General features: G+C 44.6%; 24 protein-coding genes. 13 read left to right on the top strand and 11 right to left on the bottom strand.

The features are described 5' to 3' along the window. The first annotated feature begins 71 nt into the window (after positions 1 to 71). From L5L94_RS11970 to L5L94_RS11945, 6 genes are all read left to right on the top strand, one after another. Positions 72 to 1418, top strand: coding sequence for an SAM-dependent methyltransferase (locus L5L94_RS11970; protein WP_263163296.1), 1347 nt, complete (start codon positions 72 to 74; stop codon positions 1416 to 1418). A 253-nt stretch (positions 1419 to 1671) separates the two neighbouring features. Further along, positions 1672 to 2721, top strand: coding sequence for a 3-oxoacyl-ACP synthase III (locus L5L94_RS11965; RefSeq protein WP_028760522.1), 1050 nt, complete (start codon positions 1672 to 1674; stop codon positions 2719 to 2721). 168 nt (positions 2722 to 2889) lie between these two features. Continuing rightward, the gene (locus L5L94_RS11960) at positions 2890 to 3801 is read left to right on the top strand and encodes an alpha/beta fold hydrolase (protein WP_263163295.1); all 912 of its coding nucleotides are present in this window, start codon (positions 2890 to 2892) and stop codon (positions 3799 to 3801) included. After that, positions 3801 to 5639, top strand: coding sequence for an olefin beta-lactone synthetase (oleC, locus tag L5L94_RS11955; protein ID WP_263163293.1), 1839 nt, complete (start codon positions 3801 to 3803; stop codon positions 5637 to 5639). Before L5L94_RS11960 ends, oleC begins: the two co-directional genes overlap by 1 nt. 150 nt (positions 5640 to 5789) lie before the next feature. Further along, positions 5790 to 6935, top strand: a complete 1146-nt coding sequence (gene oleD, locus L5L94_RS11950; protein WP_263163292.1) for a 2-alkyl-3-oxoalkanoate reductase — start codon at positions 5790 to 5792, stop codon at positions 6933 to 6935. A gap of 35 nt (positions 6936 to 6970) precedes the next feature. Beyond that, the gene (locus L5L94_RS11945) at positions 6971 to 7210 is read left to right on the top strand and encodes a DUF3624 domain-containing protein (protein WP_105249662.1); all 240 of its coding nucleotides are present in this window, start codon (positions 6971 to 6973) and stop codon (positions 7208 to 7210) included. A gap of 25 nt (positions 7211 to 7235) precedes the next feature. Here L5L94_RS11945 and L5L94_RS11940 read toward each other — a convergent pair whose 3' ends face one another. Next, positions 7236 to 8861: a peptide MFS transporter gene (locus L5L94_RS11940; RefSeq protein ID WP_263163289.1), complete on the bottom strand. Its 1626-nt coding sequence runs from the start codon at positions 8859 to 8861 to the stop codon at positions 7236 to 7238. A 689-nt stretch (positions 8862 to 9550) separates the two neighbouring features. Here L5L94_RS11940 and L5L94_RS11935 point away from each other — a divergent pair. From L5L94_RS11935 to L5L94_RS11910, 6 genes are all read left to right on the top strand, one after another. Then, positions 9551 to 10537 (top strand): TerC family protein, encoded by a 987-nt coding sequence (locus L5L94_RS11935; protein ID WP_131525740.1) that lies wholly within the window; start codon positions 9551 to 9553, stop codon positions 10535 to 10537. A 195-nt stretch (positions 10538 to 10732) separates the two neighbouring features. Further along, a complete protein-coding gene (locus tag L5L94_RS11930) occupies positions 10733 to 12271 on the top strand; it encodes a hypothetical protein (RefSeq protein WP_263163287.1) in 1539 nt (512 codons plus the stop codon). A gap of 170 nt (positions 12272 to 12441) precedes the next feature. Beyond that, on the top strand, positions 12442 to 14163 hold the full coding sequence (locus L5L94_RS11925) for a phospho-sugar mutase (protein ID WP_263163285.1): 1722 nt from the start codon (positions 12442 to 12444) through the stop codon (positions 14161 to 14163). 173 nt (positions 14164 to 14336) lie between these two features. Further along, entirely contained in the window at positions 14337 to 14720 is a 384-nt protein-coding gene (locus L5L94_RS11920) for a VOC family protein (RefSeq protein ID WP_212599862.1), read from the top strand. An 88-nt stretch (positions 14721 to 14808) separates the two neighbouring features. Beyond that, positions 14809 to 15258: a GyrI-like domain-containing protein gene (locus L5L94_RS11915; RefSeq protein WP_131525748.1), complete on the top strand. Its 450-nt coding sequence runs from the start codon at positions 14809 to 14811 to the stop codon at positions 15256 to 15258. 109 nt (positions 15259 to 15367) lie between these two features. Further along, entirely contained in the window at positions 15368 to 16081 is a 714-nt protein-coding gene (locus L5L94_RS11910) for a helix-turn-helix transcriptional regulator (protein WP_028760503.1), read from the top strand. Between the two features lie 105 nt (positions 16082 to 16186). Here the strand turns inward: L5L94_RS11910 and L5L94_RS11905 are convergent, their stop codons facing one another. From L5L94_RS11905 to L5L94_RS11865, 9 genes are all read right to left on the bottom strand, one after another. Beyond that, complete coding sequence (locus L5L94_RS11905) at positions 16187 to 17479, bottom strand: aerolysin family beta-barrel pore-forming toxin (protein ID WP_263163283.1); 1293 nt, start codon at positions 17477 to 17479, stop codon at positions 16187 to 16189. Between the two features lie 715 nt (positions 17480 to 18194). Beyond that, positions 18195 to 18497, bottom strand: coding sequence for an AzlD domain-containing protein (locus L5L94_RS11900; protein ID WP_011789923.1), 303 nt, complete (start codon positions 18495 to 18497; stop codon positions 18195 to 18197). Further along, entirely contained in the window at positions 18494 to 19333 is an 840-nt protein-coding gene (locus L5L94_RS11895) for an AzlC family ABC transporter permease (RefSeq protein WP_263163281.1), read from the bottom strand. Before L5L94_RS11895 ends, L5L94_RS11900 begins: the two co-directional genes overlap by 4 nt. 125 nt (positions 19334 to 19458) lie before the next feature. Beyond that, positions 19459 to 20295 (bottom strand): AraC family transcriptional regulator, encoded by an 837-nt coding sequence (locus tag L5L94_RS11890; RefSeq protein ID WP_263163279.1) that lies wholly within the window; start codon positions 20293 to 20295, stop codon positions 19459 to 19461. A 188-nt stretch (positions 20296 to 20483) separates the two neighbouring features. Continuing rightward, positions 20484 to 21140 carry a Vat family streptogramin A O-acetyltransferase gene (locus L5L94_RS11885; RefSeq protein WP_168823624.1) on the bottom strand — a complete coding sequence of 219 codons (657 nt, stop codon included), beginning with the start codon at positions 21138 to 21140 and terminating at the stop codon, positions 20484 to 20486. 30 nt (positions 21141 to 21170) lie between these two features. Next, positions 21171 to 21686 carry a ClbS/DfsB family four-helix bundle protein gene (locus L5L94_RS11880; protein ID WP_263138163.1) on the bottom strand — a complete coding sequence of 172 codons (516 nt, stop codon included), beginning with the start codon at positions 21684 to 21686 and terminating at the stop codon, positions 21171 to 21173. A 57-nt stretch (positions 21687 to 21743) separates the two neighbouring features. Continuing rightward, positions 21744 to 22052, bottom strand: coding sequence for a hypothetical protein (locus L5L94_RS11875; protein WP_263138164.1), 309 nt, complete (start codon positions 22050 to 22052; stop codon positions 21744 to 21746). Between the two features lie 354 nt (positions 22053 to 22406). Further along, complete coding sequence (locus tag L5L94_RS11870; protein ID WP_263138165.1) at positions 22407 to 22859, bottom strand: hypothetical protein; 453 nt, start codon at positions 22857 to 22859, stop codon at positions 22407 to 22409. A gap of 137 nt (positions 22860 to 22996) precedes the next feature. Next, the gene (locus L5L94_RS11865) at positions 22997 to 23473 is read right to left on the bottom strand and encodes a DUF2938 domain-containing protein (protein WP_263138166.1); all 477 of its coding nucleotides are present in this window, start codon (positions 23471 to 23473) and stop codon (positions 22997 to 22999) included. A gap of 104 nt (positions 23474 to 23577) precedes the next feature. On the opposite strand from L5L94_RS11865, the gene L5L94_RS11860 reads away from it, so the two are divergent. After that, positions 23578 to 23751 (top strand): MerR family DNA-binding transcriptional regulator, encoded by a 174-nt coding sequence (locus L5L94_RS11860; protein WP_263138167.1) that lies wholly within the window; start codon positions 23578 to 23580, stop codon positions 23749 to 23751. Positions 23752 to 24333: 582 nt separating this feature from the next. Here the strand turns inward: L5L94_RS11860 and L5L94_RS11855 are convergent. Continuing rightward, positions 24334 to 24537 (bottom strand): hypothetical protein, encoded by a 204-nt coding sequence (locus tag L5L94_RS11855; protein ID WP_198572177.1) that lies wholly within the window; start codon positions 24535 to 24537, stop codon positions 24334 to 24336. Positions 24538 to 24762: the final 225 nt, after the last annotated feature.

The following is a 24762-nucleotide window of genomic DNA, read 5'->3' as shown; positions in this document are numbered from 1 at the left end:
GCATAAAGTCATCCGTAGGGCAGATTTGCTCAGCCTAATACGAGACAAGTATTTTTTACACTGGGCATGACGTGAACCAAGATAATCTGCAGCAACAATTCACTTACTCACAGCAATTTAACAAGCTTAATCAGTTGCTTGAGCTGAGTGCTGCCCTGTGGCAAGTGCGTGCGTTTGAAGTGAACGCTTTACCTTGGGCACAGGATTTTCCGCAGTTGGCCGAAGCTGTGTGGGCGCTGGCTGATGATGGGCTTGATGGACTCGACGCCGAGCAATCTTTGCTGGTTAAGGTGCTGTCACCGGCATTAAACCGCGATCTTATGGCATTAGGCCAAGATTGGGACTTGTCATTGCTCACCACTGCCATTGCTGATATTGCAATAACCGATACCACAAAGGTAGATAAAGCGCAGGACCGCGGTTTGTCCTTTGATGATGAGGCGCACTTTAGTGCCCACATTAAAGGCCGAAAATGGCAGCAAATTACCGCCTTTGTACAGCATTTACCCCAGCTTAATTTACCCGTATTGGAATGGTGTGCGGGTAAAGGGCATTTGGGCCGCTTGATTGCTAAAGCTCGCGGCGCTGATGTGGTGAGCTTAGAGTGGCAGGCGCCGCTGTGTGAAGCAGGGCAGACCTTTGCCGATAAGTGGCAGTTATCGCAGACTTTTATTTGCGCCGATGCCTTTGCTATTGGCGCAGAACATGCTGTGACAAACACATCTACAACTACAGTTGAAGCACAAGCTGAACATGCCTCAAATGCCAATCCGTTAACTGCACGGCAGCAAGCGGTTGCTTTGCATGCCTGCGGAGATTTGCATGTTCGGCTGTTAACGCTGGCGGCCGAGGTGGGCACGCAGGCATTGGCGATTTCTCCCTGTTGCTATCATTTAATTCAAGCGAGCCATTATCAGCCGTTATCGACTCTTGCTCAGCAGGGCAGCCTAAAGCTCAGTCGCCATGATTTACAGTTACCGTTGCAGCAGAGTGTGATCGCTAATCCCAAACAGCAGGCGCTACGCCATCAAGAAATCGCGTGGCGCTTAGGCTTTGATGCACTGCAACGTGAATGTCGACAAATCGACGAATATTTGCCTTTACCCTCGTTAAAACAGAGCCAGTTGAGCGGCAGTTTTACGGATTTTTGCCTGTGGGCGGCCGAGACGAAGGCAGTTAATTTAGCGAAAAACAGGGATTTTGAAGCTTGGCTTGACGTTGGGCGACAAAGACAACAATTAACTCGCCGTATTGATTTAGTCGCGCATTTATTCCGCAGCGCACTGGAGCAGTGGTTAATCTTAGATCGCGCTTGTTTTTTGCAGGAACAAGGATATGGTGTTTGCGTGGGTGAATTTTGTGCAAACAGCGTCACACCAAGAAATACGCTGATTTTAGCGCAAAAAATGGCGGTATAATTTTGCGCGTCTAAAAACATACTGTACTGTGATGTTTTTTATGAATTATTTCTATATTAGCGCATTTAAGTTTAGTGATAGTGAATTCAGGGCCGTCGTGTTTGGAACCTGCGCTGTGAGACAAGTCTTACACTCAAGATGGTTTTTTATTGAATCATCGGGCTTTTCTTGTTCAAATGTCGCATTAATGACGAATAACAACTGAAAGCTGACCTGCTGGTCAGTCATTCTAGTGAGCGAATAAAACAGTTTCATGAAATATTCCCGCGTATTTATTAATAGCCTGGCCTATGAACTGGCGCCTGTTGTGGTTTCCAGTAGTGAGCTAGAGTCTCGTCTTGCTCCTTTGTATCAAAAGTTCCGTATTCCTATGGGACAGCTTGCCGCATTGACTGGGATTACCGAACGCCGCTGGTGGCCAAAAGGACATCAATTGTCCGACGGTGCGATTAAAGCTGCCCGTAAAGCCATGGTTGAAACTGGGATTGATGTCGCCGATTTAGGTGCGGTTGTCTATACCGGCGTGTGCCGCGATCAACATGAGCCCGCGACCGCGTGTCGTATTGCTGCCGAATTGGGGGTGTCAAAAGACACCGCGATTTACGATATCAGCAACGCTTGCCTTGGGGTGTTATCGGGCATTTTAGATATCGCAAACCGTATTGAGTTGGGTCAAATCAAGGCGGGTATGGTGGTGTCCTGTGAGTCGGCGCGGGATATTGTCGATGTCACTATCGATAACATGTTGGCCGATCCGACCATGCAGAATTTTGCCCAGTCACTGGCGACCTTAACCGGTGGCTCTGGTGCCGTGGCGGTGATCCTTACCGATGGCAGCTTGCCGCTGACAAATGTGCGCCAGCATCAATTGCTGGGTGCATCGCACTTATCGGCGCCTGAGCATCATCAGTTGTGTCAATGGGGTCTGCAGGAAGTGGGGCATAACCTGTACCGCGAGTTTATGCGTACCGATGCCGTTACCTTGCTTAAAGAAGGCGTTGAATTGGCGAAGCACACTTGGGAGCATTTCCTTGAGCAGCGTAATTGGCTGGTGGAGCAAGTGGACAAAGTGATTTGCCATCAAGTAGGCGCTTCAAATCGTAAGCAAGTACTGAGTGCGCTCAATATTCCCCCCGAAAAAGAATTTCCAACGTATCAGCTGCTGGGCAATATGGGCACAGTGTCGTTACCTGTGACTGCTGCGATGGCGCACGATCAAGGCTTTTTACAAGCGGGCGATCAAGTGAGCTTTTTAGGCATAGGCAGTGGATTGAATTGCATGATGTTAGGTATTAAGTGGTAGGGTGCATTGCACCTTTTCACACCTTTGCTTGATGGCTGGCATACATTCGAGTCAACCCAGTAAGTCCATGATTCAGTTGATAGCTTAGTCTTTAGTTCTGTCGATAAGCTAAGCCAGCTGTACATAACCCGTTATTCGCTCTCATAAAGAATCAAGATAGGAAGCGTCATGTTAGACACTCTGTTGCCTTTTAAACGTCATTTTCTTAGCCGTAATGGCAACAAGCTACATTATATCAACGAGGGTCAAGGCGAGCCTGTGGTGATGGTTCACGGTAATCCTAGCTGGTCGTTTTACTACCGCAATCTTGTTAGCGCCTTAAAAGACACTCACCAATGCATAGTGCCGGATCATATCGGCTGTGGCCTGTCGGATAAGCCAGACGATAGCGGTTATGACTATACCCTTAAGAATCGTATCGACGATCTCGAAGCCCTGCTCGATAGCCTGAATGTGAAAGAAAACATTACCTTAGTTGTACACGATTGGGGCGGCATGATAGGTATGGGTTATGCGGCGCGTTATCCTGAGCGCATTAAACGCCTAGTGATATTGAACACGGGCGCTTTCCATTTGCCCGAGACTAAACCATTCCCTTGGCCGCTGTGGATCTGTCGTAATACCCTGTTAGGCACAGTGTTGGTACGCGGTTTCAATGCCTTTTCGTCTATTGCTTCCTATGTGGGTGTTAAGCGCCAGCCGATGTCGAAATACATTCGCGAGGCGTATGTCGCGCCGTTTAACTCTTGGGCCAATCGCATTTCGACGCTGCGTTTTGTGCAGGATATTCCACTGCGTGAAGGCGATAGAAATTATCAATTAGTCTCTGATATTGCTGCGAGTTTACCTAAATTTGCTAAAGTGCCGACCCTGATTTGCTGGGGTCTCAAGGACTTTGTATTCGATAAGCACTTTTTAGCGAAATGGCGCCAACACATGCCCCATGCGACCGTGCATGAATTTGCCGATTGTGGTCACTACATTTTGGAAGATGCCAGCGATGAAGTGATTGCCCATATCAAAGGCTTTATGGCTGACGACCACGTAGAAGCGGCGCCGTCCGAACAGGCCGCAGGTTAATGTCGACCTTGCTTGAGACTGAAGTGGCTCCTTTAGTGACGCCGTTGGAAACGCCGCTTTTAACGGGCACTTCTGCGTCAGCAATAATTAATGATGCCAATATTTGTCGCCATCTCAAGCAAGCCGCCCATGCCATTCCCCATCATCTTGCGGTAGCAGTACAAAGCGCTCAGGGCGCTTCTGTGGCGAATTTGCGTTACAGCGAGTTGGACTTTCTCAATCTAGACAGACAAAGCGATGCGATAGCCTTTGCGCTTAATGCCCATGGCATTGAGCGCGGCATGAAGGCTGTGCTTATGGTCACGCCGAGTTTGGATTTTTTTGCACTTACTTTTGCGCTGTTTAAAGCGGGGGTTATTCCTATCCTAGTTGATCCCGGCATGGGGATCCGCAATCTTAAACAGTGTTTTGCTGAAGCCGCGCCCGATGCCTTTATCGGTATTCCCAAGGCTCATATTGCTAGACGTCTATTTGGTTGGGGTAAGGGCAGTATTAAGTCATTACTCAATGTTGATGACGGCAAAACAGGCTTAGCGGCAAAGTTAATCCGTATCGCTACTGGCGCCATCAGTTTATCGACTCTGCTGCAAAGCACCTCAGTGCAATCTTCTGCTTCAAAGTCTGAATATCCCATGGTGATGCTCAAATCTGATGAGATAGCGGCGATTTTATTTACCAGTGGCAGCACTGGCACGCCTAAGGGGGTGGTGTATAGCCATGGTATGTTTGAGGCACAAATTCAAGCGCTAAAAAACGATTATGGCATTTGCCATGGCGAGCGCGATTTAGCCACTTTTCCGCTGTTTTCACTCTTTGGCCCCGCACTTGGCATGGCGTCTATCGTTCCAGAAATGGATGCCAGCAAACCTATTACTGCTAATCCTGAATTTCTATTTGCCGCGATTGAGAAATATCAATGCAGTAATATTTTTGTTAATCCTGCTTTGCTCGAACGTTTAGGCCGCGCAGGTGAACAAAAACAGCATAAACTGCCCAGCGTACAGCGGGTGATTTCCGCGGGTGCGCCAGCCACCATTGCCTCCATCGCCCGTTTTAGTAAGATGCTGAGCCAAGGTGTGCCGATTTTAAATTCCTACGGCGCAACCGAATCTTTGCCTATTAGTATGATTGCCAGCGATGCGTTATTTGCCACGACTGACACCACAGATAACGGCGGTGGTATCTGTGTCGGTCGCGCTATCGATGGCGTGACGATTCGCATTATTGCTATCAGCGAAGAGGTTATTCCCGAGTGGGATGATGCCTTACAGCTAAATAACGGTGAAATCGGCGAGATAGTCGTGCAGGGGCCTATGGTGAGTCAGTCCTATTATCTAAACAATAGTCAGCATGATAGCCAAAACGAAAGCCAAGGCAAACGCGCGACTGCGGCGGCCAAGATTTGGGACTCAGCAACCAATACCGTTAGACACCGCATGGGCGATTTGGGGTATCTTGATGATCAAGGTCTTCTGTGGATGTGTGGTCGTAAGGCCCACAGAGTCGACGCTACTGGATTGTTTGTTAAACGTTATTATTCCATTCCCTGCGAGCGCATTTTTAATACGCATCCCAATGTGAAGCGCTCCGCTTTAGTGGGAGTGAAAGTGGCGAACGAGATAGAGCCGTTAATTTGTATCGAACTCGACCAGTCATTGGTGTGCAATAAGAGTCAGCAGTTGTACCAAGATTTGATCGCCATCGCTGAGCAATTTACGCAGACTCAGGGCATAAGGCGGTTTCTTATCCATCCTGATTTCCCTGTGGATGTGCGGCATAATGCCAAGATTTTTAGAGAAAAATTAGCCGTTTGGGCGCAATCGCAAACGAAAGGTTGATTTGAAACTCCACGGCTTTTCTCCTGCATTTTTTACGTTATATTCTGTGTTCATTTGAACAAACTCGCTTATTTTTAAGCCCTTGTGCTTATTTTAAACTTATTACACCGACTTTAAGTTCATGTAAATGTGCTGAAATGGATACCCTTAATGACGAAAGACCCAATCAAGAGCACGACGCTTGCCCAATTTGATGCGGCTGAACAAACGGCACTCGCGCAGCTCGCGCTTAAGGTGCAACACGCCTTTGTCACGGGGGCGGGGGGATTTTTAGGTAAAGCGATTTGCCTGAGATTGTTAGCCGCGGGCATTAAGGTCACAGGTTTTGCGCGTGGGCATTATCCCGAACTTGAAGCACTGGGCGTAGTCATGCTGCAAGGGGATTTAGTCAATAAAGATCGGCTGCAACAGGCGATGCAAGGCTGCGATATTGTATTTCATGTGGCGTCTAAAGCGGGTGTTTGGGGTGACAGAGACAGCTATTTTTGTCCGAATGTAAAGGGCGCTGCTAATGTAATTGCCGCTTGTAAGGCATTAAAAATAGATAAGTTAGTCTACACCAGTACCCCGAGTGTGACCTTTGCAGGGCAGGATGAATCGGGTATTGATGAGTCTACTCCCTATGCTACAAGATTCCTGAATCATTATGCCCACTCTAAAGCCATCGCTGAAAAGATGATGCTCGATGCCAATCAAGTGGGTGACATGCCACTTGAAAATCCTGATGTGACCCAAGTATCTAGCCAAGTGACGACTCAAGCCACTGCACCCTATGCGTTAAAAACCGTCGCACTCAGGCCGCATCTGATATGGGGTCCTGGCGATCCCCATCTAGTGCCTCGGGTATTGTCGCGCGGGCGTTTAGGTAAGCTTAAACTGGTTGGCCGCGAAGATAAGCTAGTCGATACCATCTACATAGATAACGCTGCCTATGCCCATGTGCTGGCGGCACTGGAACTTTGCCAAGCAAAGCCTAAGTGTCAAGGGAAAGCTTATTTTCTGAGTAATGATGAACCCATCACTATGGCCGAGATGATCAATTTGATTTTGGCCTGCGATGCTTTACCGTCAGTGACTAAGCGTGTGCCTCAATCTGTGGCCTATGTAGTAGGCGCAGTATTAGAAAGTGTACATTACCTCCTAAAGAAGCAAGAAGAGCCCATGATGACGCGTTTTGTCGCACGGCAGTTATCCTGCAGCCATTATTTTGATATCAGCGCAGCTAAACGAGATTTAGGTTATCGTGCGCTCGTCTCTATTCATCAAGGGATGGCAAGGCTTAAAGTGTCGCTTTAGTTTTAGATATACTGCCATCATGGTATTGGGGATTTATGAGTTGCGGTGATTGTAAAACGTCAATTTTCAGGCAAAAGATTGGTCGCTGCAAACGCTGTATGTGGCAACTTACGGCTTTATCGGCCATCGGCTGGCCGCTGTGGTGGTGGCTTTATCGTGATGCGCCTAGGGATGTAAACTCGATTGCATTACTGTTTTTCTGCGCGGCTTTTACGGGGTTACTTGCTTTGCACCTTATCGTCTTGGCTTACCGTCGCCTCAGAGGGCGAAAGTAAGCCAACTGACTTTTTGTTTGTATGCTTAAACTGAGTTAGTTGCCATTTTCTCGTGCATCATTTTTTTCATTAATGGCGCAAGGGCAAAGAAGACTAATGCCATCACCACGCCAATTTGCGCCGAGAAGATAAACAGTTGCTCGTATAGCGCCATCGCACTCGGTACGTCACTTATCACGCCGCCTTGGGTATCAATCGCGGCGAGCTTGTTTAATTCGGCGGCTAAGATTTCAGAGTATGAAGTGCCGAGGAACCAAGCACCCATCATCAGGCTGACTACGCGTTTTACCGAAAGCTGAGTCACGGCTGATAAGCCTATGGGCGACAGCAATAACTCCCCGATTTCTAATACAAAATAAGCCGCGACTAAGAACCAAATACTCACTAAGCCACTGCTTAGCGGCATCTGGATCCCGAGCACAAGCACCATAAAGGATAAACCCGCGAACAAAATACCGAGTGCGGTTTTAACTGGTTTGCTTAGGTCGCAATTTTTACGGGCGAGAGCAGGCCACAGCCAAGCGAAGATAGGCGACAAACTGATCACAAAGAAGGCACCGAGGAAGGTTAGCTGTCCCGCACTCCATTCGAGGCCGAGCATGTTACGGTCCATCACACGGTCCGAAAATGCTACCCAAGAGCCATAGGTCTGCTCATATAAGCCAAAGAAGACCAAACCCGCAACGATGAAAAGCAGCAAAGCCGACATCTGTTGACGTTCAATCGGATTACAATATTTCACCATGAACCAGCCAATACCAAAGGCGAGCACTAGTGATACTGAGTGCAAGAACCAAATCACTGGGCTCACTGCGGGTAATAAACTGCTAATCGAAAGTACGAGGGAGTGGGTTTGAATCAACCCCCAGACTATGATTACGCTGCCAATTGCGCTTAAGTAAATCCATTGTTCTGTCGTTATGCCGGCGGTTTTCTTTAAAATCCGCGCAGGATCTCTGGGTTCAGCGAAGCCTTGCAGATGTTTCTTGCCACGAATAAACACCAACAAACCTGCTAACATCCCTAAACCTGCCAAACCAAAACCGTACTTCCAGCCATAGGTTTCACCTAAATAAGCGCAAATTAGCGGGGCTAAGGTGGCGCCTAAGTTGATGCCCGCGTAGAAAATGGTAAAACCAGAATCTCGCTTAGCGGATGATTTAGGATAAAGCTGACCGACTATGGTGGAAATATTGGGTTTTAAAAAGCCCACACCGACAATGATTAAGGCGAGGGATAAATAGAATACTTGCAGCGCTTGTTCATCCCGTTGAATTTCACCCGCAACGATAACCGCTTGATGGCCTTCAAAGGCCATACCTAAGTGGCCGAGCACCAATAAAACACCACCAAAGATCACCGCTTTACGCATGCCGATATAGCGGTCGGCCAATAAGCCACCCACTACGGGCATGGCATACACTAAGGCACCGTAAGCACCAATCACGTTGTAACCAAATTCATCGGTAAATAGATGATATTTAATCAGGTAAAGAAACAGTAATGCTTTCATACCGTAGAAAGAGAAGCGTTCCCACATTTCGGTAAAAAAGCAGACAAATAAGCCCTTAGGATGCCCAAATAGCATTTCAGTTGGGGGCGAGCCTTGTGGGCCCTGCATTGCGTGCGGCGGGTTTTGTTCTATTGACACTTAAGACTCCCATTGCTGGCACTTTATGCGCCGAGCAGCTAATGATTCATTTTATCGTAATGAATTTTATTAATTATTTTTCATTATTTGTGATTATCGCGGCGCTTTTGATCGCTAAAAGACGGCGCTGTTGCAGCAGTTAATCACACTCAGATGATATGGAATAGCCAAGGGTCTTGAAAGTGATGAATATTTTGTATAACTAACATTTTTAGCCGTTCTTTAAGGCTCGCTATAGCAATACTAAGCGGTTAAATTAATTCATTTTCAGTTAAGAAATGAGTGCTAAATAGTGGCCATAATTCAACTGTGGCAGTTTTATCTTAGCGGCTTTAGCCTTGAATTAGCTGTAGTTCGTCGTTTAATGGATAGTGTAAGTTTTATGATTGATAGCAATTTTGCATTATTGGAGAGCATCTACGCGCTTGTTCGAGGCTGCTATCTAAATGAATGTCACGAATGGGTGGGTTAGATGATTTTCTCAGGGAAGCGCTGTGATTGAGAAGTGAACTTATTCGAAGTATAAGTATAAATAAGCACCATAATCATATTGATTGTAAAAGAATTTTAATCTTGATAGTTGCATTTTTCATATAAGATTTCACAGTTTATATTTCTATAATGAGTTAATGTTTATCTGCTCAACTTTACTGATTGAGATCAGTCGTTATGTGTTACTAAGGAGACTTATGGAGTTTTTTACCACCCTATTTGTGGGTTACCCGCTTTGGGTTTGGTTAATGTTTTTCGGTTTTGTGCTGGCGTTATTAGCCTTTGACCTTGGCGTATTGCACAAGGAGCAGCATGAAATTACCGTGGCTGAAAGTTTAAAACTTTCAGCCTTTTATATCTGTATGGGCTTATTGTTTGGGGCCTGGCTCTGGTGGTACAAGGGTTCAACTGCCGGTATGGAATACCTAACGGGCTATCTGATTGAAAAATCACTGTCTATGGATAACGTATTTGTTATCGCGTTAATCTTCAGTAGCTTAGGTATCCCACGTTTATACCAACATAGAGTGCTCTTCTGGGGCATTATGGGCGTAATAGTGTTGCGCGCCATTATGATCGGTCTTGGTGCCGTGCTTGTTGCCCAGTATCAAGGTGTACTTGTGTTATTTGGACTCTTCTTGATTTTCACTGGCGTGAAAATGCTCTTCTCAAACGATGAGCACGGTGATATCCAAGATAATAAGTTTTATAAATGGTTACGCACTAAGATGCGTTTTACGCCAACGCTGCATAAAGAAAAATTCTGGGTTCGTGGCGAAGATCATCAGTTAACAAAAGGATGGTGGGCGACGCCGTTATTTTTAGCGTTGATCTTAGTGGAAACCGCGGATTTAGTGTTTGCAGTCGACAGTATTCCAGCTATTTTTGCGATTACCCAAGATCCTTTCATCGTCTATACCTCAAATATCTTCGCGATTCTGGGGCTACGTGCTTTGTATTTTGCCTTGGCGGCTATGGTGCACCGTTTCGAGTACCTTAAATATGCACTTTCAGTGGTATTAGTGTTTATCGGGGTGAAAGTGGGTTTAGTGTATTTCAATCACGAGGGAATAGTGGACTTTACTATCCCTACTGCCGTGTCCCTTGGTGTGACTTTTGGTCTGTTGGTCTTAGGTGTCTTGTATTCGCTGTGGAAGACGCGCGGGCAAGAAGTTGAGAAATAGCTTGGACGGCTAGTCCAATAAGTAATATGTTTCGGCCGTTTAGTCATGCTAAACGGCCTTTTTTATATCCTTAATATGTGAATCGTTAAGCTTTACAGAAGATGTTAAAAATTAGTCTATGCTTAATTTGAGCCGTTGTTAGTTTTAGGCTCACAAAGGGAGTTTTTAGGACTAATACTCTTCAAGGACGATATTATGAAACTCAACATTACCGCCATACTTCTGCTCACCGTTTGTTCATTGACCACAGTCAACGCAAAAGCTGCAGATAAGCAATCGCCTAACACTAGATCTAACGCAAATTCAACCTGTACTGGAGCCTATCCAAGTTACTTCCAAGATCCTGCTTTTACAAAAACAGGTATGTGGGATAATCAGGTCACCATCAATCAAGCCTATCCGGGCTGGAAGGGGCCTATTTTTAGCCTCAGCGATGCTTATTCGAGTGCTAAACCAGATAGCGCTGCACCTTGGCTTAAATTCAATCCCTTCGATAAGAATCTGAGTGAAAATGATAAAAATACCCAAGCTGAGCAATACCTCTGGGCTGTGATGAAGTACATCCAAGAGGGAAACATCGACAAAGGCGATGTCAGTAAAGACTGGGATCTGTGTAACAACAAGGTGCGCTCTTGGTACCATATTCCCTATCAGACCTATGATCCCATGAGTGGGCGGGAATTTATCCATGGCTTGACCCGAGAAGCCCCCGTCACTATGGTGATAAAAGGCCAAGGCGATTTGAAAACCACTATGTGGGCGGTGGGGTTTTATAATCCTCAGGCGGCAAACAGCATTGGCAAGGTATGGACGGGGGCACCATCACCTGTGATGCCCCAGCAAAATTTTGCATTTAATGAAGGCAGTGTGATTGGCAAGTTACTGTTTACTACTGCAACGCCTAATAACTATCCTTTCCTTGAAAATGTACCTGTTTGGCAAGCCAATATCAGTGCCAGTGATTTCTGTGTATGTAAAAACGCCGATGGCAGTGCTTGCAGTTTCCAACAGGAAACAGAGCAATGCCCGCGCTCTGTCGCCGATGTGTACTTATTGCAGTTTGATATTGCAGTGCGAGACAGCCGTTCACCCGTGGGCTGGGCCTATGGCACTTTTGTCGCCGATGGTCAGTTTAAAGCGAAAGAGAAAAATCCTTGGGATCGTATCTCACCTCTGGGATTAATGTGGGGGAATGACACGCCGCCAGCAACTGTGGGAGCGGCAGCATTCCCGCAAAACCCAATCACAGGGCTTAAGGATAGCGCCGTATTTCAAGAGGTTGTTGGCCGTTTGAATGAGCACACCAATGCGGGACACTTAGGGTGTAATGGGCGCCTAAATGGCCCTGCGGATAATGCATTAAGTAGCTGTTTATCTTGTCATCAAACTGCTTCAGTTCCCGATAGTACCAATAATACACCGGCAATCCTGTACCAATTTGCCTCGTATCAAGAGCCGGGCAGTGGTCAATGTTTAACATCGCCCAGCGCCCTCGATTTATCGATTGACCAAGTGTATTTCAAAACCTTTATGTGTTCTGCGTCTTTCATTGGACCCAGTAACATAGTCCCTGCACCTAAATATACTCAAGGGCAAAAACAGTGGATTTCTACTGATTTTTCATTGCAGCTCAGTATCAGTCTCACCCAGTGGCAAGAATGGCAACAAGACCAAGATAACCTGAAAAAGAATATCAAAGTACGTGTATTTGATGGCACTTTACCCTCTCGTTAATGTTGAAGTTTGTTTAAGGTTAACACCAACGCACTATCTGGCATTACCTGTTAGATAGTGCGTTTTTTATGGCAATACCCTTGGCTCATTTTGAAATTAATGCAAATTAGCTTGTTCTTCTACGTGCTTTTTCCTAAGGTGATTGCAAATGATTTTCAATGAGGCGTGATATGAATACCCATCTACAGTTACAGGTAAACCATTGGCTTGAAAATGATCCAGACCCTCGCACTCAAGCCCAGTTACAAACCCTAATTGATAGCGGCAATGATGCCGAACTCGCAGCGCGATTTGCGGGGCGCTTGGAGTTTGGCACCGCAGGATTACGCGGTGTCGTCGGTGCTGGGCCTATGGGGATGAACCGTTTGGTGATCCGCCAAACCTCTGCTGGCCTTGGTGCTTATCTACTTGATCAGATTAAAGATGCCGCCGAGCGTGGTGTGGTGATTGGTTATGATGGTCGCCACGACTCATTCAATTTTGCCCATGATGCGGCGAGCGTACTGACCGCTATGGGGATTAAGGTACGCTTAACGTCCAAAGTAGCGCCAACGCCGTTGGTGGCTTTTGGGGTAAAACATTTTAATGCGGCAGCGGGCATTGTGGTGACCGCGAGTCATAACCCGCCGCAATACAATGGCTATAAAGTCTATTGGGAGAATGGTGCGCAGATTATTCCGCCCCACGACTCTGGCATTGCCGCGCAAATTGAACGCGCAGCAAATCAAGCGATTCCGTTTTTAGAGCATGATGACGCGGTAAAACAAGGTAAGTTAATTATCCTGCAGGACGATTTTTACCAAAGCTATCGCCATGGCGTGCAGCAAGCTGAGGTGCTGCAAAACCATACCGCCCCTGAAAAGGTCAGTTTAGCCTATACCGCCATGCACGGTGTGGGTGCTGAAATGGCTGAAACGGTATTGAAAGATGCTGGTTTCACCCAAGTGTATTCGGTTGCCTCCCAGCGTGAACCCGATGGGGATTTCCCGACGGTTAACTTCCCAAACCCTGAAGAAAAAGGGGCGATGGATTTAGTGATTGCCGAGGCGAAAAAACACGGCGCTATGCTCGCCTGTGCTAACGATCCCGATGCCGACCGTTTTGCGGTCGCAGTGCGTAAAGAGGATGGTGAGTATCAGATGCTGACGGGCGATCAAGTTGGTGTGCTCTTTGGGCATTACTTGTTATCTCACGCCAAAGATAATCAGCGTCTTACGGGCACAACGATAGTGTCATCGAGTCTGTTATCTAAGATTGCTCAGGGTTTTGGCACGCAAAGCTTTACCACGCTCACTGGCTTTAAGTGGCTGATGAATGTGGGGATTGCGAAAACGTCCCCTGAGGATCAGTTCCTGTTTGCCTATGAAGAAGCCCTTGGCTATACGGTGGGCAGCATGGTGTGGGACAAAGACGGCCTGTCGGCGCTGGTGGCATTTGCACAATTGACTGCCGAGCTGGTGGCGAAGGGGCAAACGATTTGGGACAGACTCGAGCAAATTTACCGTGAGCATGGCTTCCATCTCAATGCGCAGGTGAGCATTGCGCTAAAACCTGACACGCCCAATATTGGCGCCTATTTGCGCGAGCATCCACCGGTGAAGATTGGTGAGTTAGATGTGCTCTCAACCGATGATTTAAAGGCGCTTGAGCGTCGTTTTGCCGATGGAAATATTGAGAAAATCGACTTACCACCGAGCGATGTATTGACTTACTGCTTAGCGGGTGGGGCTCGGGTGATTGTCAGACCATCTGGCACTGAACCTAAAATTAAGTGCTACTACGAAGTGGTAGAAACTATGGTTGATACAGATACCTTAGCCAGCGCCCAAGCGAGGGCGAGCAAAGCCATGGATGATTTTATTCAGGCACATCAAGCCAGTTTGCCAAAGTAATCTTGGTTGCTGGTTAAGTTAAAACGCCAAAATTCACTTTTATTAAAAGGCTACTGACATCATGCTGTCAGTAGCCTTGTTTTATTCTTGTTGTCGCCCGTTAATGATTCAGTCCTGAATTGTACTAATAAGGTTTTGAATCATTGATATTTTTCAACAAGGAGAAAGTGAAAATGTTATCTATTGCACCGTTAGTTTGGGGTGAAATTCCTGTCAGTGACATGAACCGTGCCGTTGCTTTTTATCAGCAGCATTTTGGGGTCGAGTTTAAACGTGACGATATGGAAGACATGGAATATGCGAGCATAGTCACAGAGGATGCGAGTGCGGCGAGCATAGGGCTAGTCAAGTGCAGTATGAGCCAGCCGTCAATGCAGGGCAGCACAGTGTATTTGCATTTCAGCACCCACTTACAACCGCTAGTGGATAAACTCGCTGCCGCCAATGTGAATATTTTGCTGCCAGTGACGCCGATTAATGGTGGAGAGTGTGGTTACATCGCGTTATTTGCCGATAGTGAAGGCAATAAAGTCGGTCTGTGGTCTAAGGATAAGTAGTCTCGAGTGTTAAATTTTTAGCGTCGTGCCCTTAAGGCACGACGCTAACATTAACCTATTGGTTTAGATATCTATGGAAGAAACAAAGATGGATGTGGTTTATATTGATGCTCGACCCTTACTTGGACTAAGCACCCGCACGAATAATCGAGCAGAAATGTCTGTCGATAGCGCTAAAATTGGCAGTTTATGGCAAGCCTTTTTTGAATCATCCCAGCTGACCGCTATGCTCAATTCGCCCATGTATGGCGTGTATTATGATTATGAGTCAGACATGAATGGCGAGTTTTCTGTACTGGTGGGTAAGGCAATTGATGCCCCTGTGGATGCAAGTCATTTTACGCCATTGGAGCTTAACGCGGGCAAGTACCTTAAATTCACCGCTCAGGGTGATATGCCCCAGTGTGTTATCGATCTTTGGGGGCAAGTGTGGGGTTATTTTAGCGCGGCTGATTGCTCTCATCAGCGACGCTACCAAACGGATTTTGAAGTCTATCTTAGTGCTACTGAGGTTGAGATTTATATCGGGATTTTATGATTCAAATCGTAAACTATCACTCAAGTGAGTATCAGGATATGTCAGTGATTTATATAAACTCACAATTCTTAATCAACGGATAGGCAACTAAAGGATTGAATCACAGTCAATGCGCCGCGCTGACCGCCTATTTCAAATAGTGCAAATTCTTAAACATAAACGCCTGACCACAGCCCAAGAGTTGGCTGAACGGTTAGAGGTTTCCACACGCACGATTTACCGTGATGTGCAGGACCTGTGTTTAAGTGGCATTCCTATTGAAGGGGAAGCGGGTGTCGGCTATTTGTTGCGCCACGAGGTTAATGTTCCGCCCTTGATGTTTAACGAAGCCGAACTCGAAGCGATTCAAGTTGGCATGCGTATGGTGCAAACTTGGGGTGGTAAGGAGCTTGGTAGCGCCGCGAGGCAGGCGATGATTAAAGTCGAAGCTGTGTTGCCTAAACGATTACAAGCCTATCAATCCTTAATGTTTTCACCGGATTTTTACCTCGATTCCAATGAGTTTCAATTCCTTGATCCCTTGCGTAATGCGGCTCAGCGCCGCGAATACGTCAAACTCTTCTACCAAGATGTCAAACTGGATGTTACCGAGCGGGAAGTTAGGCCGCTCGCCATCTATTTTTGGCGTGGTACTTGGACCTTACTGACTTGGTGTGAGTTACGTGCTGATTTTCGTAATTTCAGGGTCGATCGCATCACAGGTCTTGTGCGGTTAAACCGTCATTTTGATCTCACTCTTGGGCAAGAGCTTGAAGATTATATTTGCCTGATGGATGAGCAATCGAAGGCGCGAGCAGAAGCGAAAGAAAAGCCACTCGAATGAGTGACTTTGTATTACATTTCTAATTTGCTAGTAACTGGCTGGTTGTATCGAGATCTCTCTGATACTGGTGTCATAGCTGTTATTGAGAGCCTAAGCTCACCGTTTTTAATTGTTTAACATGACTTCGCTTGATTGCGAAATATTCAGTTTTTTGATTAAACCATCTTCATCATTGTTTTGGATCTCGCCGACGGCAACCTGAATATTGCGACTCAGTCCTAATTTTTGAGCGCTTTTAGGACGATTAGCAATGTCTTCATCCGTTAGTGGATAGGATTCACTGGCATCGATATTAAATTGACTCGAATCTATTGCGGTAAATTTACCGCTGATAGGTGCGCCATGTTGTCTAACAATATTCGCTAATTGCCACTCAAACCCACTTTTTGACTGTGCCGAATTAATCGCAGCAGGCCAATCCCATACACCATAACCGTTTATATCTTGATGAAGATATTGATCGACTAAGGCTTCTGGTCCATTCAGATTATTCGCATTCGCTCCGCCAAAGGTGTAAGGGAAGTTAGGTCTATTTGTCGGATGATTAATATGCGCATTACCACCCCATTTTAAGAAGTTCTCATATTTTATATCGTACATCATATATAAACTTGAGGTGTATGGGACATCCGCCTTTTGTTTAAATAGGGTGATTGAGATATAACGTTTGCTGCGAGGCGGCATAATTGCTCGGTACTGCGCCTGACTCGAAATCGTTGTACTTTTGCCGTCGGTTTCACTCCAACCTTGGCTGGCAGAAAATTCGGCGCTGATTTCAGAACTCGCTCCACCTATTCCTGGAATACCCACTTCATATTTATTGGTTACGCTAATTTTCTCGGAGAAAGAGAAATTATCGGTTTTGGCCCAGCTAGTGGTGTAATCATAGTTTAGGGTGGCCACACCGGTATCTTCGGTATCGCCCCAGTTATAGATAACCACGGGAGCAGTATAAATAGCCTCACGATCATAAACTTGAGGTGAACCTAACTTTAGACTTTGAGGATTAGTGACGAAATGAATATTTTGTAAATTTACCTTCAAACGTTCATTCGCTCTGTAGCCGCTTGCATAAGGATCATTGCCGTTATAGCGGGCTTTAAGACTGTATTCGTTGCTCGACTCTCTTCTGACTTCGATGTCTTCACCAACATACTGGGATGCTGTACCGCCAGCCCATGCATATCCGAGATGGTGTCCTAAGGAGAATAACGAGCTGATAAACGAGGGGTCGTTAATTGCATCATTTTTAAGCGAATCAAGATCAGGGGCAGCGTGTTCTACCATTGACAGTTTTGGAATAGTATTCGGAATAGCGGCTTCGGCCAACAAAGAAACAGTTCCAAGTGCGGTTAAACAGGATAAAGTTAATATACCCAGGCTAGATTTTGTTCTCATGATTGTTCCTTTATTTTAATAAAATACGTCCTTTCATTGAGAGCGCCGATGGCAATTATATGTAGTCATAAATCATATAAATAATCATTACTGCTAGGCACATCTAAAAACTAGCACTTTTATTTTTATTAAACAAAATAAAAATGAATTAATTTAAGATGTGTTTGAGTTTGGTTAAAGGTGTTAATTTATTTATTTTTAAACGGTATTTAAAACTTTATAATATAGTGTATTTACTTTAATTTTTAGTGGGTTGGTTTTTGAATGTGGATTAATATTTATGCGGCATTTTATTATGTAAAACCTTTTGAATGGACTCTTTATTTCGAGAGCTATACCGAGAACTATACTGAGATGAGTGCTGTAATAGATACAGTAAATAACATTTCTGAATGGACGTTTTAGAGACTAAATAGTTTGAATATGGTTAGGTTAAGTATTTTGTTTTTATTGTTTGAGTCTTTGTTATTGCTGATAAATACCATCACTCTTTCATTATCGTCGATGTGTGAAATACCGTTAAAGCCGATACTATTAGTTGCACAGACATAAGAGTCTAAATATATGAAGATTGTGGAAAATCAAGATAACGTGGAAGTAATTTTCTAGGGGGCGATGTCTCAGAGGGGTTAGGCTGTGTAAAAGAGTGGTAGGAACGGTGTCAGTGATTGATGCAAGAGTCAGTGCAGTTGCTGAACACTGACTCTTTGTTGACTTAGTGGATAAAGAAAAATAGTCCCATACTTAGCACTGTGGTCAGTAAGGTATTACGGGTGACGAGCGCCAACACAGTAGCGACTATGGCGCAGATGAGATAGCTGTTATCTAGGCTGAGATCAAGCTGACCTTCTTGCACAAACACTATGGGTGCAAAGATTGCAGTGAGTACCGCAGGGGCTGAGTAACTTAAAAAGGTTTGGGTGCCCTTACTTAATCGCAGCGGTAGTTTAGGCTCAAGTAGTAAATGACGACTGATAAACACAACCGCCGCCATTGAAAAGATCATTAACCAAATCATGCTTTTTCTCCTGACAATGTTTTTGTCTTAATGTCAGGCCCATCTCCTGTATCCATTTCTGTTTTGGCCTGTGTGCTTGCTAACTGACTTACTGATTGTTCTGCGCGTTCCGCTTCCTTGGTCACTTTGGCGTAAAGTACACCTGCCGTCATTCCCGCAATGGCGGCAATGAGCAGTCCCGCTTGAATTTTAAAAACGGCGCATACCACTGCTAGGGTGAGCGAGACTAATACACAGACGAGAATCGATGGCTTTTTTATGGTAGGAACGACCAGAGCGATGAAGGTGGCTGCGATGGCAAAATCTAATCCCATCTCATCTAAATTCTCGATCGCATTGCCCGCCACTATGCCAAGTAGTGTGGCTATGTTCCAACCGATATAGAAACTCAAACCGCCGCCAAGGGCGTACCAAGGGTCGAACTTATGTAACTTGCCTTGATTGGCGATGGCAAACAGTTCATCTGTGAGCAAAAAGCCCAATGTTAGGCGCCACTTTAACGGCAAAGGACTGATTTGACTGCGCATCGCCATTGCATATAACAGATGGCGTGAGGTGATGAGTAACGTCGTAATTAAGATACTCCACAGACCAATACCGGCTTTCACCATGCCGAGTGCCACTAATTGAGCCGCGCCCGCAAAGATAATCGCCGACATGGCTTGGCTCTCAATGGGCGTTAGCCCAACCTCAATGGCGAAGGAGCCCGCTAAAACTCCCCAAGGTACAACAGCTATCGTCAACGGCATCATGGCTAATGTACCTTTTAAAAATGCCTTGGATTTCGATGGATGCACAGGATAAACATCAGGTTCTATAAGCTTGTCGGTGGTCACTTTGGCTCCTAAAAATAGCGGCGACGGGGTTGCTGTTAAACAATAAATGCTTGGATAAGCTTGCTTGCTTAGTCAATCGAGGAGAAAGCAAGAATGAGCATGGCAGATTAACTTAAAGTGATTGTTTAGGCTTGGATAATATTGCGGCCTATTTCTTTGGCAAATTGCCCCGGCGTAACACCGACTGTCTTCTTAAAATGTCGATTCAAGTGACTTTGATCGTGAAACCCACAATCGAGGGCGACATCGAGCAGCCGTGAGCCTTGTTTGATTTTTCCTTTGGCGAGTCTCACTCTGGCCTGAATTTGGTAAGCGTGGGGCGGTAAGCCGTAATAACGCTGAAATTGTTTGAGTAAATAATAGGAGCTTAATCCTGCAAGCGTTGCCAGCTCTTCAAGGGAGATATCGGCCGCAGGATGATCGTCGATAAAGGATTTCACCAGTGCTAACGCAGGCTTAGCGATTACAGCGAGGTCATCGCTTGGGTGATTCTTGCCATGGCGTGTCATCAACTGTGTCAAGCTTGAATAGACCAAGCTTTCGCGCAGTAAGCGATTGTCCGATGTATCTAAGGTATTAAAGGTGAGGCGCAGCAGTTCGGCTAATTCAGGATCGTACACTACGGGCTCAGGGAAATAGGGCGCACCGTTGTTTGTTGCTAGCTCACTGTTAATACCGGCAAACTGCACAGGGACTGGATACATGGCACGATAGGACCAGCCGCCTTCAGTCGCGCTACAGCCATTATGGACTTCATCAGCATTGACGAGAATGATGCTGTGCTTTGGCGCCACATGGTTGCCACCGGTGCGATAAAAACGCTGCGCACCCGTTTCAATCACGCCGACTGTGTAACCTTCGTGGGTGTGCCGACTAAAGTTTTGTTTATGGTAGTGGGCATTGAGTAACTCGAGGCCACCTAATTCATCGGCAATCTGGTAGGCCGCATGTTCTGTGTTCACACTAGGCCTCCGAGTTTAGTGTATTAATGGCGGGTTGTGCCTGATAATAACCCAGAAACCCTCAGTGCTTTTGTACAAAATTGCGCATATAGGATTTTGTTTGCGTTTAATGGCGGTTTCTTAATGTTTGTTGCTTAATGCTTGTCGCTTGAGATTTTTCGTTCAGTCTTGCTCGCGACAGGTGTTATTTAGGTCGCCTGCTGTAATGTTGTGAGTTCTGCACCTGCGATAGCCTCTAGGTGTTGAGTGATTTTCTCTATCGGCCAATCCCACCAAGCGATGGCAACAAGCTCATCTATCACAGTTTGCTCGAATCTCAGCTTGATCACTGTGGCAGGATTACCGCCAACCACAGCGTAGGGTGGTACATCTTTTGTTACTACGGATTGACTGGCAACAATGGCGCCGTGGCCAATTTTTACCCCAGGCATGATAGTGGCGTTATAACCAATCCATACGTCGTTACCGATACAGGTGTCGCCCTTAAAAGGTAAATCTTCGGGCTTGGGCGCCGCTTTCTCCCAGCCATTGCCGAAGATATAAAAAGGATAAGTCGAGAAGCCAGATACTTGATGATTAGCGCCATTCATAATGAATTTCACGTCTTTCGCAATGGCGCAGAATTTACCGATATTCAGTTTATCGCCAATAAAGTCAAAGTGATAAAGTACATTCGACTCGAACCTCTCAGGACCTGCTGGATCGTCATAATAAGTGTAATCACCGACGATAATGTTCTCGCGGGAAATAAAATTTTTAAGAAAGCCAACCTGGGGAAAGCCTTTCATCGGCGCTTTATCGTTGGGATTTGGACCTAACTGCGGGTGAGTGTGGGTACTTGGCATGAATACCTCCGTGCTTAAAAGAGTTGTTTACTAGGGTAATGCATTGTCTTTTTTGAATCGTCGTACTTTGGTACGTATATTCTTCATCGGGGAGTAAGTGTTGAACTGGATCATACGGCCCAGAGTCCATTTATCGTACCAATTTATGCCGTACAGTTGCTGATCACTGAGACTTGCAATCAGCGTTGATAGTTTTTCCATTGTCATTTCATATTCATCAAGTAAATCAGTATATTGCCATTGGCTATATTCATGATGAAATCGCTCTGCTAATAATCCCAGTTGATTCCATTTATAACCCGTATCGGGAAAATCAACGGGGAGTGCTTGCGATGTTAACTCGTACCATTTGAGCACTAATTTACCCCAACCAATAAGGTAAGCGACGGTATCACTTACACTAATTTGTGTACCTTTGATGTTTCCTTCTATACTGCACACACGGGATATTTGGGCTGGGATTGAACGATAGTCTGCCATCAATTTGGGGAAAACTGAGTAAATAGCCAATTCAAGTTCTTGTTTTGATTGGGGTACAGATGACATCACTACCTCGTTTACATTAGATGCTTAGGCTGAGTTTAACATCATCTATTGGGCTATTTAGTATTCACCTGTCACAACAAGCACTTGTTCAATAGACTCAACTACTAAGGCAAGCGTAGTTTTTTCTCGCTTAAAGCCGACAGAGCAAATGGCCATCGCGCCGTTACCACAGGTTATTTCAGGGTAATCTTCTGTCATTGGCGTTTCATCTTCTGCTACGGGTGCTAATACCCAGCCAGCAGCCAATAAACTCGATTTCACCTCAGCGTATTTTTTACCCCATAACGCGCTGGTGTCCTGTGCTGGAGCATATAGAGGCAATGCGCCAAGACTTAGCATGATCAGTGGGAGAATGTTTTTTCGCATATAAAGCTTTCTAGTTCCTATGTGGTTTCGATTGGTCGCTTAGCGCTTGTGAGCGTGTTAACAGCATATATTATTCATAGTCCCTCTGCGCATTATCCTTATGTGCATTAGTTGGGGGAATTATGGCTGTTCTTGTTTATTCGTTTTTCCCAATATTTTTCATACAGTATCTGTGTTGATATAAAAATAACAACGAACACCCCCGTATCAATAATAAATTTCAATGGATCAAAAGGATCGCTAAAAATATCGTAGTGAAAATCGAAGTATTTGAATAATAATTTTGAGCCAATAAAAGCAAAGATAAAAGAGATAAAGAACTTCAATGGTTTTTCCCTAAAATATGTTGATAAATTAACCATTCTCTTTGGCGCGTTTGTACTCTTGTTGGGATTGATAAATTCCCAGAATGATCAGGCCAAATACGAAATAGAACATTTTTTGCGCTGAAAACTCGATTGTCAACGTAGTATGTTCTAGGTGGCGGTATAGAATACTGTGAGAAATTGCCTCTGTTATCGTCAGAATAAATGGATAGCTAATTAATGCGATAGACGATATTTTCGCGAATTTGTACGTTTGAGGTTGTTTAATGAATTTTGCAATAAATAGTAACGCAAATGATAGCGTCAGATTGCTTATCCATAAAATAGCCGCCGTAATTCGTACTTGAGTATGACTGGCTTGTTCCGCATCGGGATAAACCTCTAATATCTCCTGCAAGTAGCTTGCTGGGCTCACTAATCCCCAAACAGGGTAAAGGCATAGCAGCACGGCAGTGAGCATTAAAATATATCTGATAAACATCCTTTTTCTCCGACAGATTCTGCTTAGAAAGCTATACTTTTTATACGAATCATTACATTAGCATTGTTTTTTACAAGTGGCGATTGCTTTGGCTAAACTAAATTATTGTGACAAAAGTTTTTAATGGATAGCTAAGTTTAAACATGAACTAAATATTTCAGGCTTAAAGCAGCAAAAAATAGCCCTAGGCCATAGACGCTATGTGTCAGTAAACTTAGCCACCGAGCTTTCCATGGTGAAGGTGTTTTATTTGCTGCAATCCCAAATCCAAGACAAGGTTGAATGACATAGAAAGGAAACACTATGGTAACAAAACCAGTCATTAGTGCAGGTATCAACGTTGGCTCAAATAACCACATCTCCCCAAAGATTAATACATGAATTAAAGCAATAATAATACCGATAAAATAATGCAGAAACCAACCAAGAAAGGTTTCTCCTTTAACAGATGGGGTTGCCATAATAGGCCGATGAACCAGCTGACCTCTGTAAATAAACCAACGTCCCACAAATGCATAGTCAAGAGTTGGATTATGAAGTACGTTTTTTGCCACCATGACCATGAATCCATTATTAATGTGGCACCAATACCCACTAATATTGACTGTAACCAAATAGAAATCTCCATTCAGTTTTCCCTCTTGGTATTCTTTCCTGATATTGATATAGTTCAGGCATGGTACAACTTGAAGTCGACTTTAAGTCAAGAGTGAATGTTATGGATATTGCAGAGGTATCACGCGAATCAGGATTAGCTCCTTCAACATTGAGATATTATGAAAAAATTGGACTTATCCAATCCATTGGCAGAAAAGGACTTAGACGCCAATATGCCCCTAAAATCATTAATAAATTGAATATTATCTCACTTGGACGTATTGCAGGTTTATAATTAAACGAAATCACTACGATGTTTAATGAATCGAATCAATTGACCATTGATCGTAATTTACTAGCGCAAAAAGCATCTGATATTGATCTCAACATTAAGCGGCTAAAAGCAATACTAGATAGTCTTAACCATGTAGCAAGTTGCCCACAATCAGATCACTTAGAATGTCCATCATTCCAAAAACTAATAAAATCGGTAAAGTCTTTTGAATCTTAATCAGTGATAGAAATCAATCACTCGCTATGCGTATAAGGAATATTGTGGTCACCTAAATTTAGCAATTGAATTTGACACACAAGGGAGTGAATGATCAGTACTTAATCTTGGCAATAACGTTTAACTTATTTTGTGCTAATCAAACTTATTTAAAATGGATAGTGCTGTAAACAATGGGTGCTACAAGATCTGATGTGCTTATCGTCGAACACCCACCATGTCTACCTTGTGTAATGGAAAACAAATTTATTCTGAAAAATATTTAACCCAAATCCAACCAGATACTACCCAATAAATGGATAAGTTTCATATTAGGTCTAAGCTAGTTAATTTTAGCCTTAGTCCATCATATATAGTATTAGATTGTTAATTCTTTCTCGAAGAAAGATAAGCCATCACAGCTATCATGCTCCCAATTACAATACCTGTAATTCCAAAAAATAAGCCAGCTTCTTGTCCATATATAGCACCTGATTGTAGCAGTGAATAGACAGGTGAAAGACCGAAGTATCCCCCAATCACACAACCAGTTACAGAAAGTAAAAGACCAACCTTAGTTCCAATGTTCATTTTATAAAATCCTTTTTTGGTAAAAATTTACTGGCATATAGACATTACTATTCTCGGTGCAAATGTCTGCCTCCGTGTTTTTCGTGGATTAGTTAAACTAAAGTCTGAACTTCCTGTCAAGCCGCAAACAAGCACTGGAGCAACGTAACATATATAAAAATAAAATAAAACTAACAAACTTTGGTTTGATTTGTTTAAAGGGAAAGACCATAGGCATTTAGCCTT

Source organism: Shewanella sp. SM21 (assembly GCF_025654335.1).
Lineage (GTDB): Bacteria > Pseudomonadota > Gammaproteobacteria > Enterobacterales > Shewanellaceae > Shewanella > Shewanella oncorhynchi.
The sequence above is the reverse complement of the archived record's forward strand: the minus strand, read 5'-3'. Positions and strand labels throughout refer to the sequence as shown.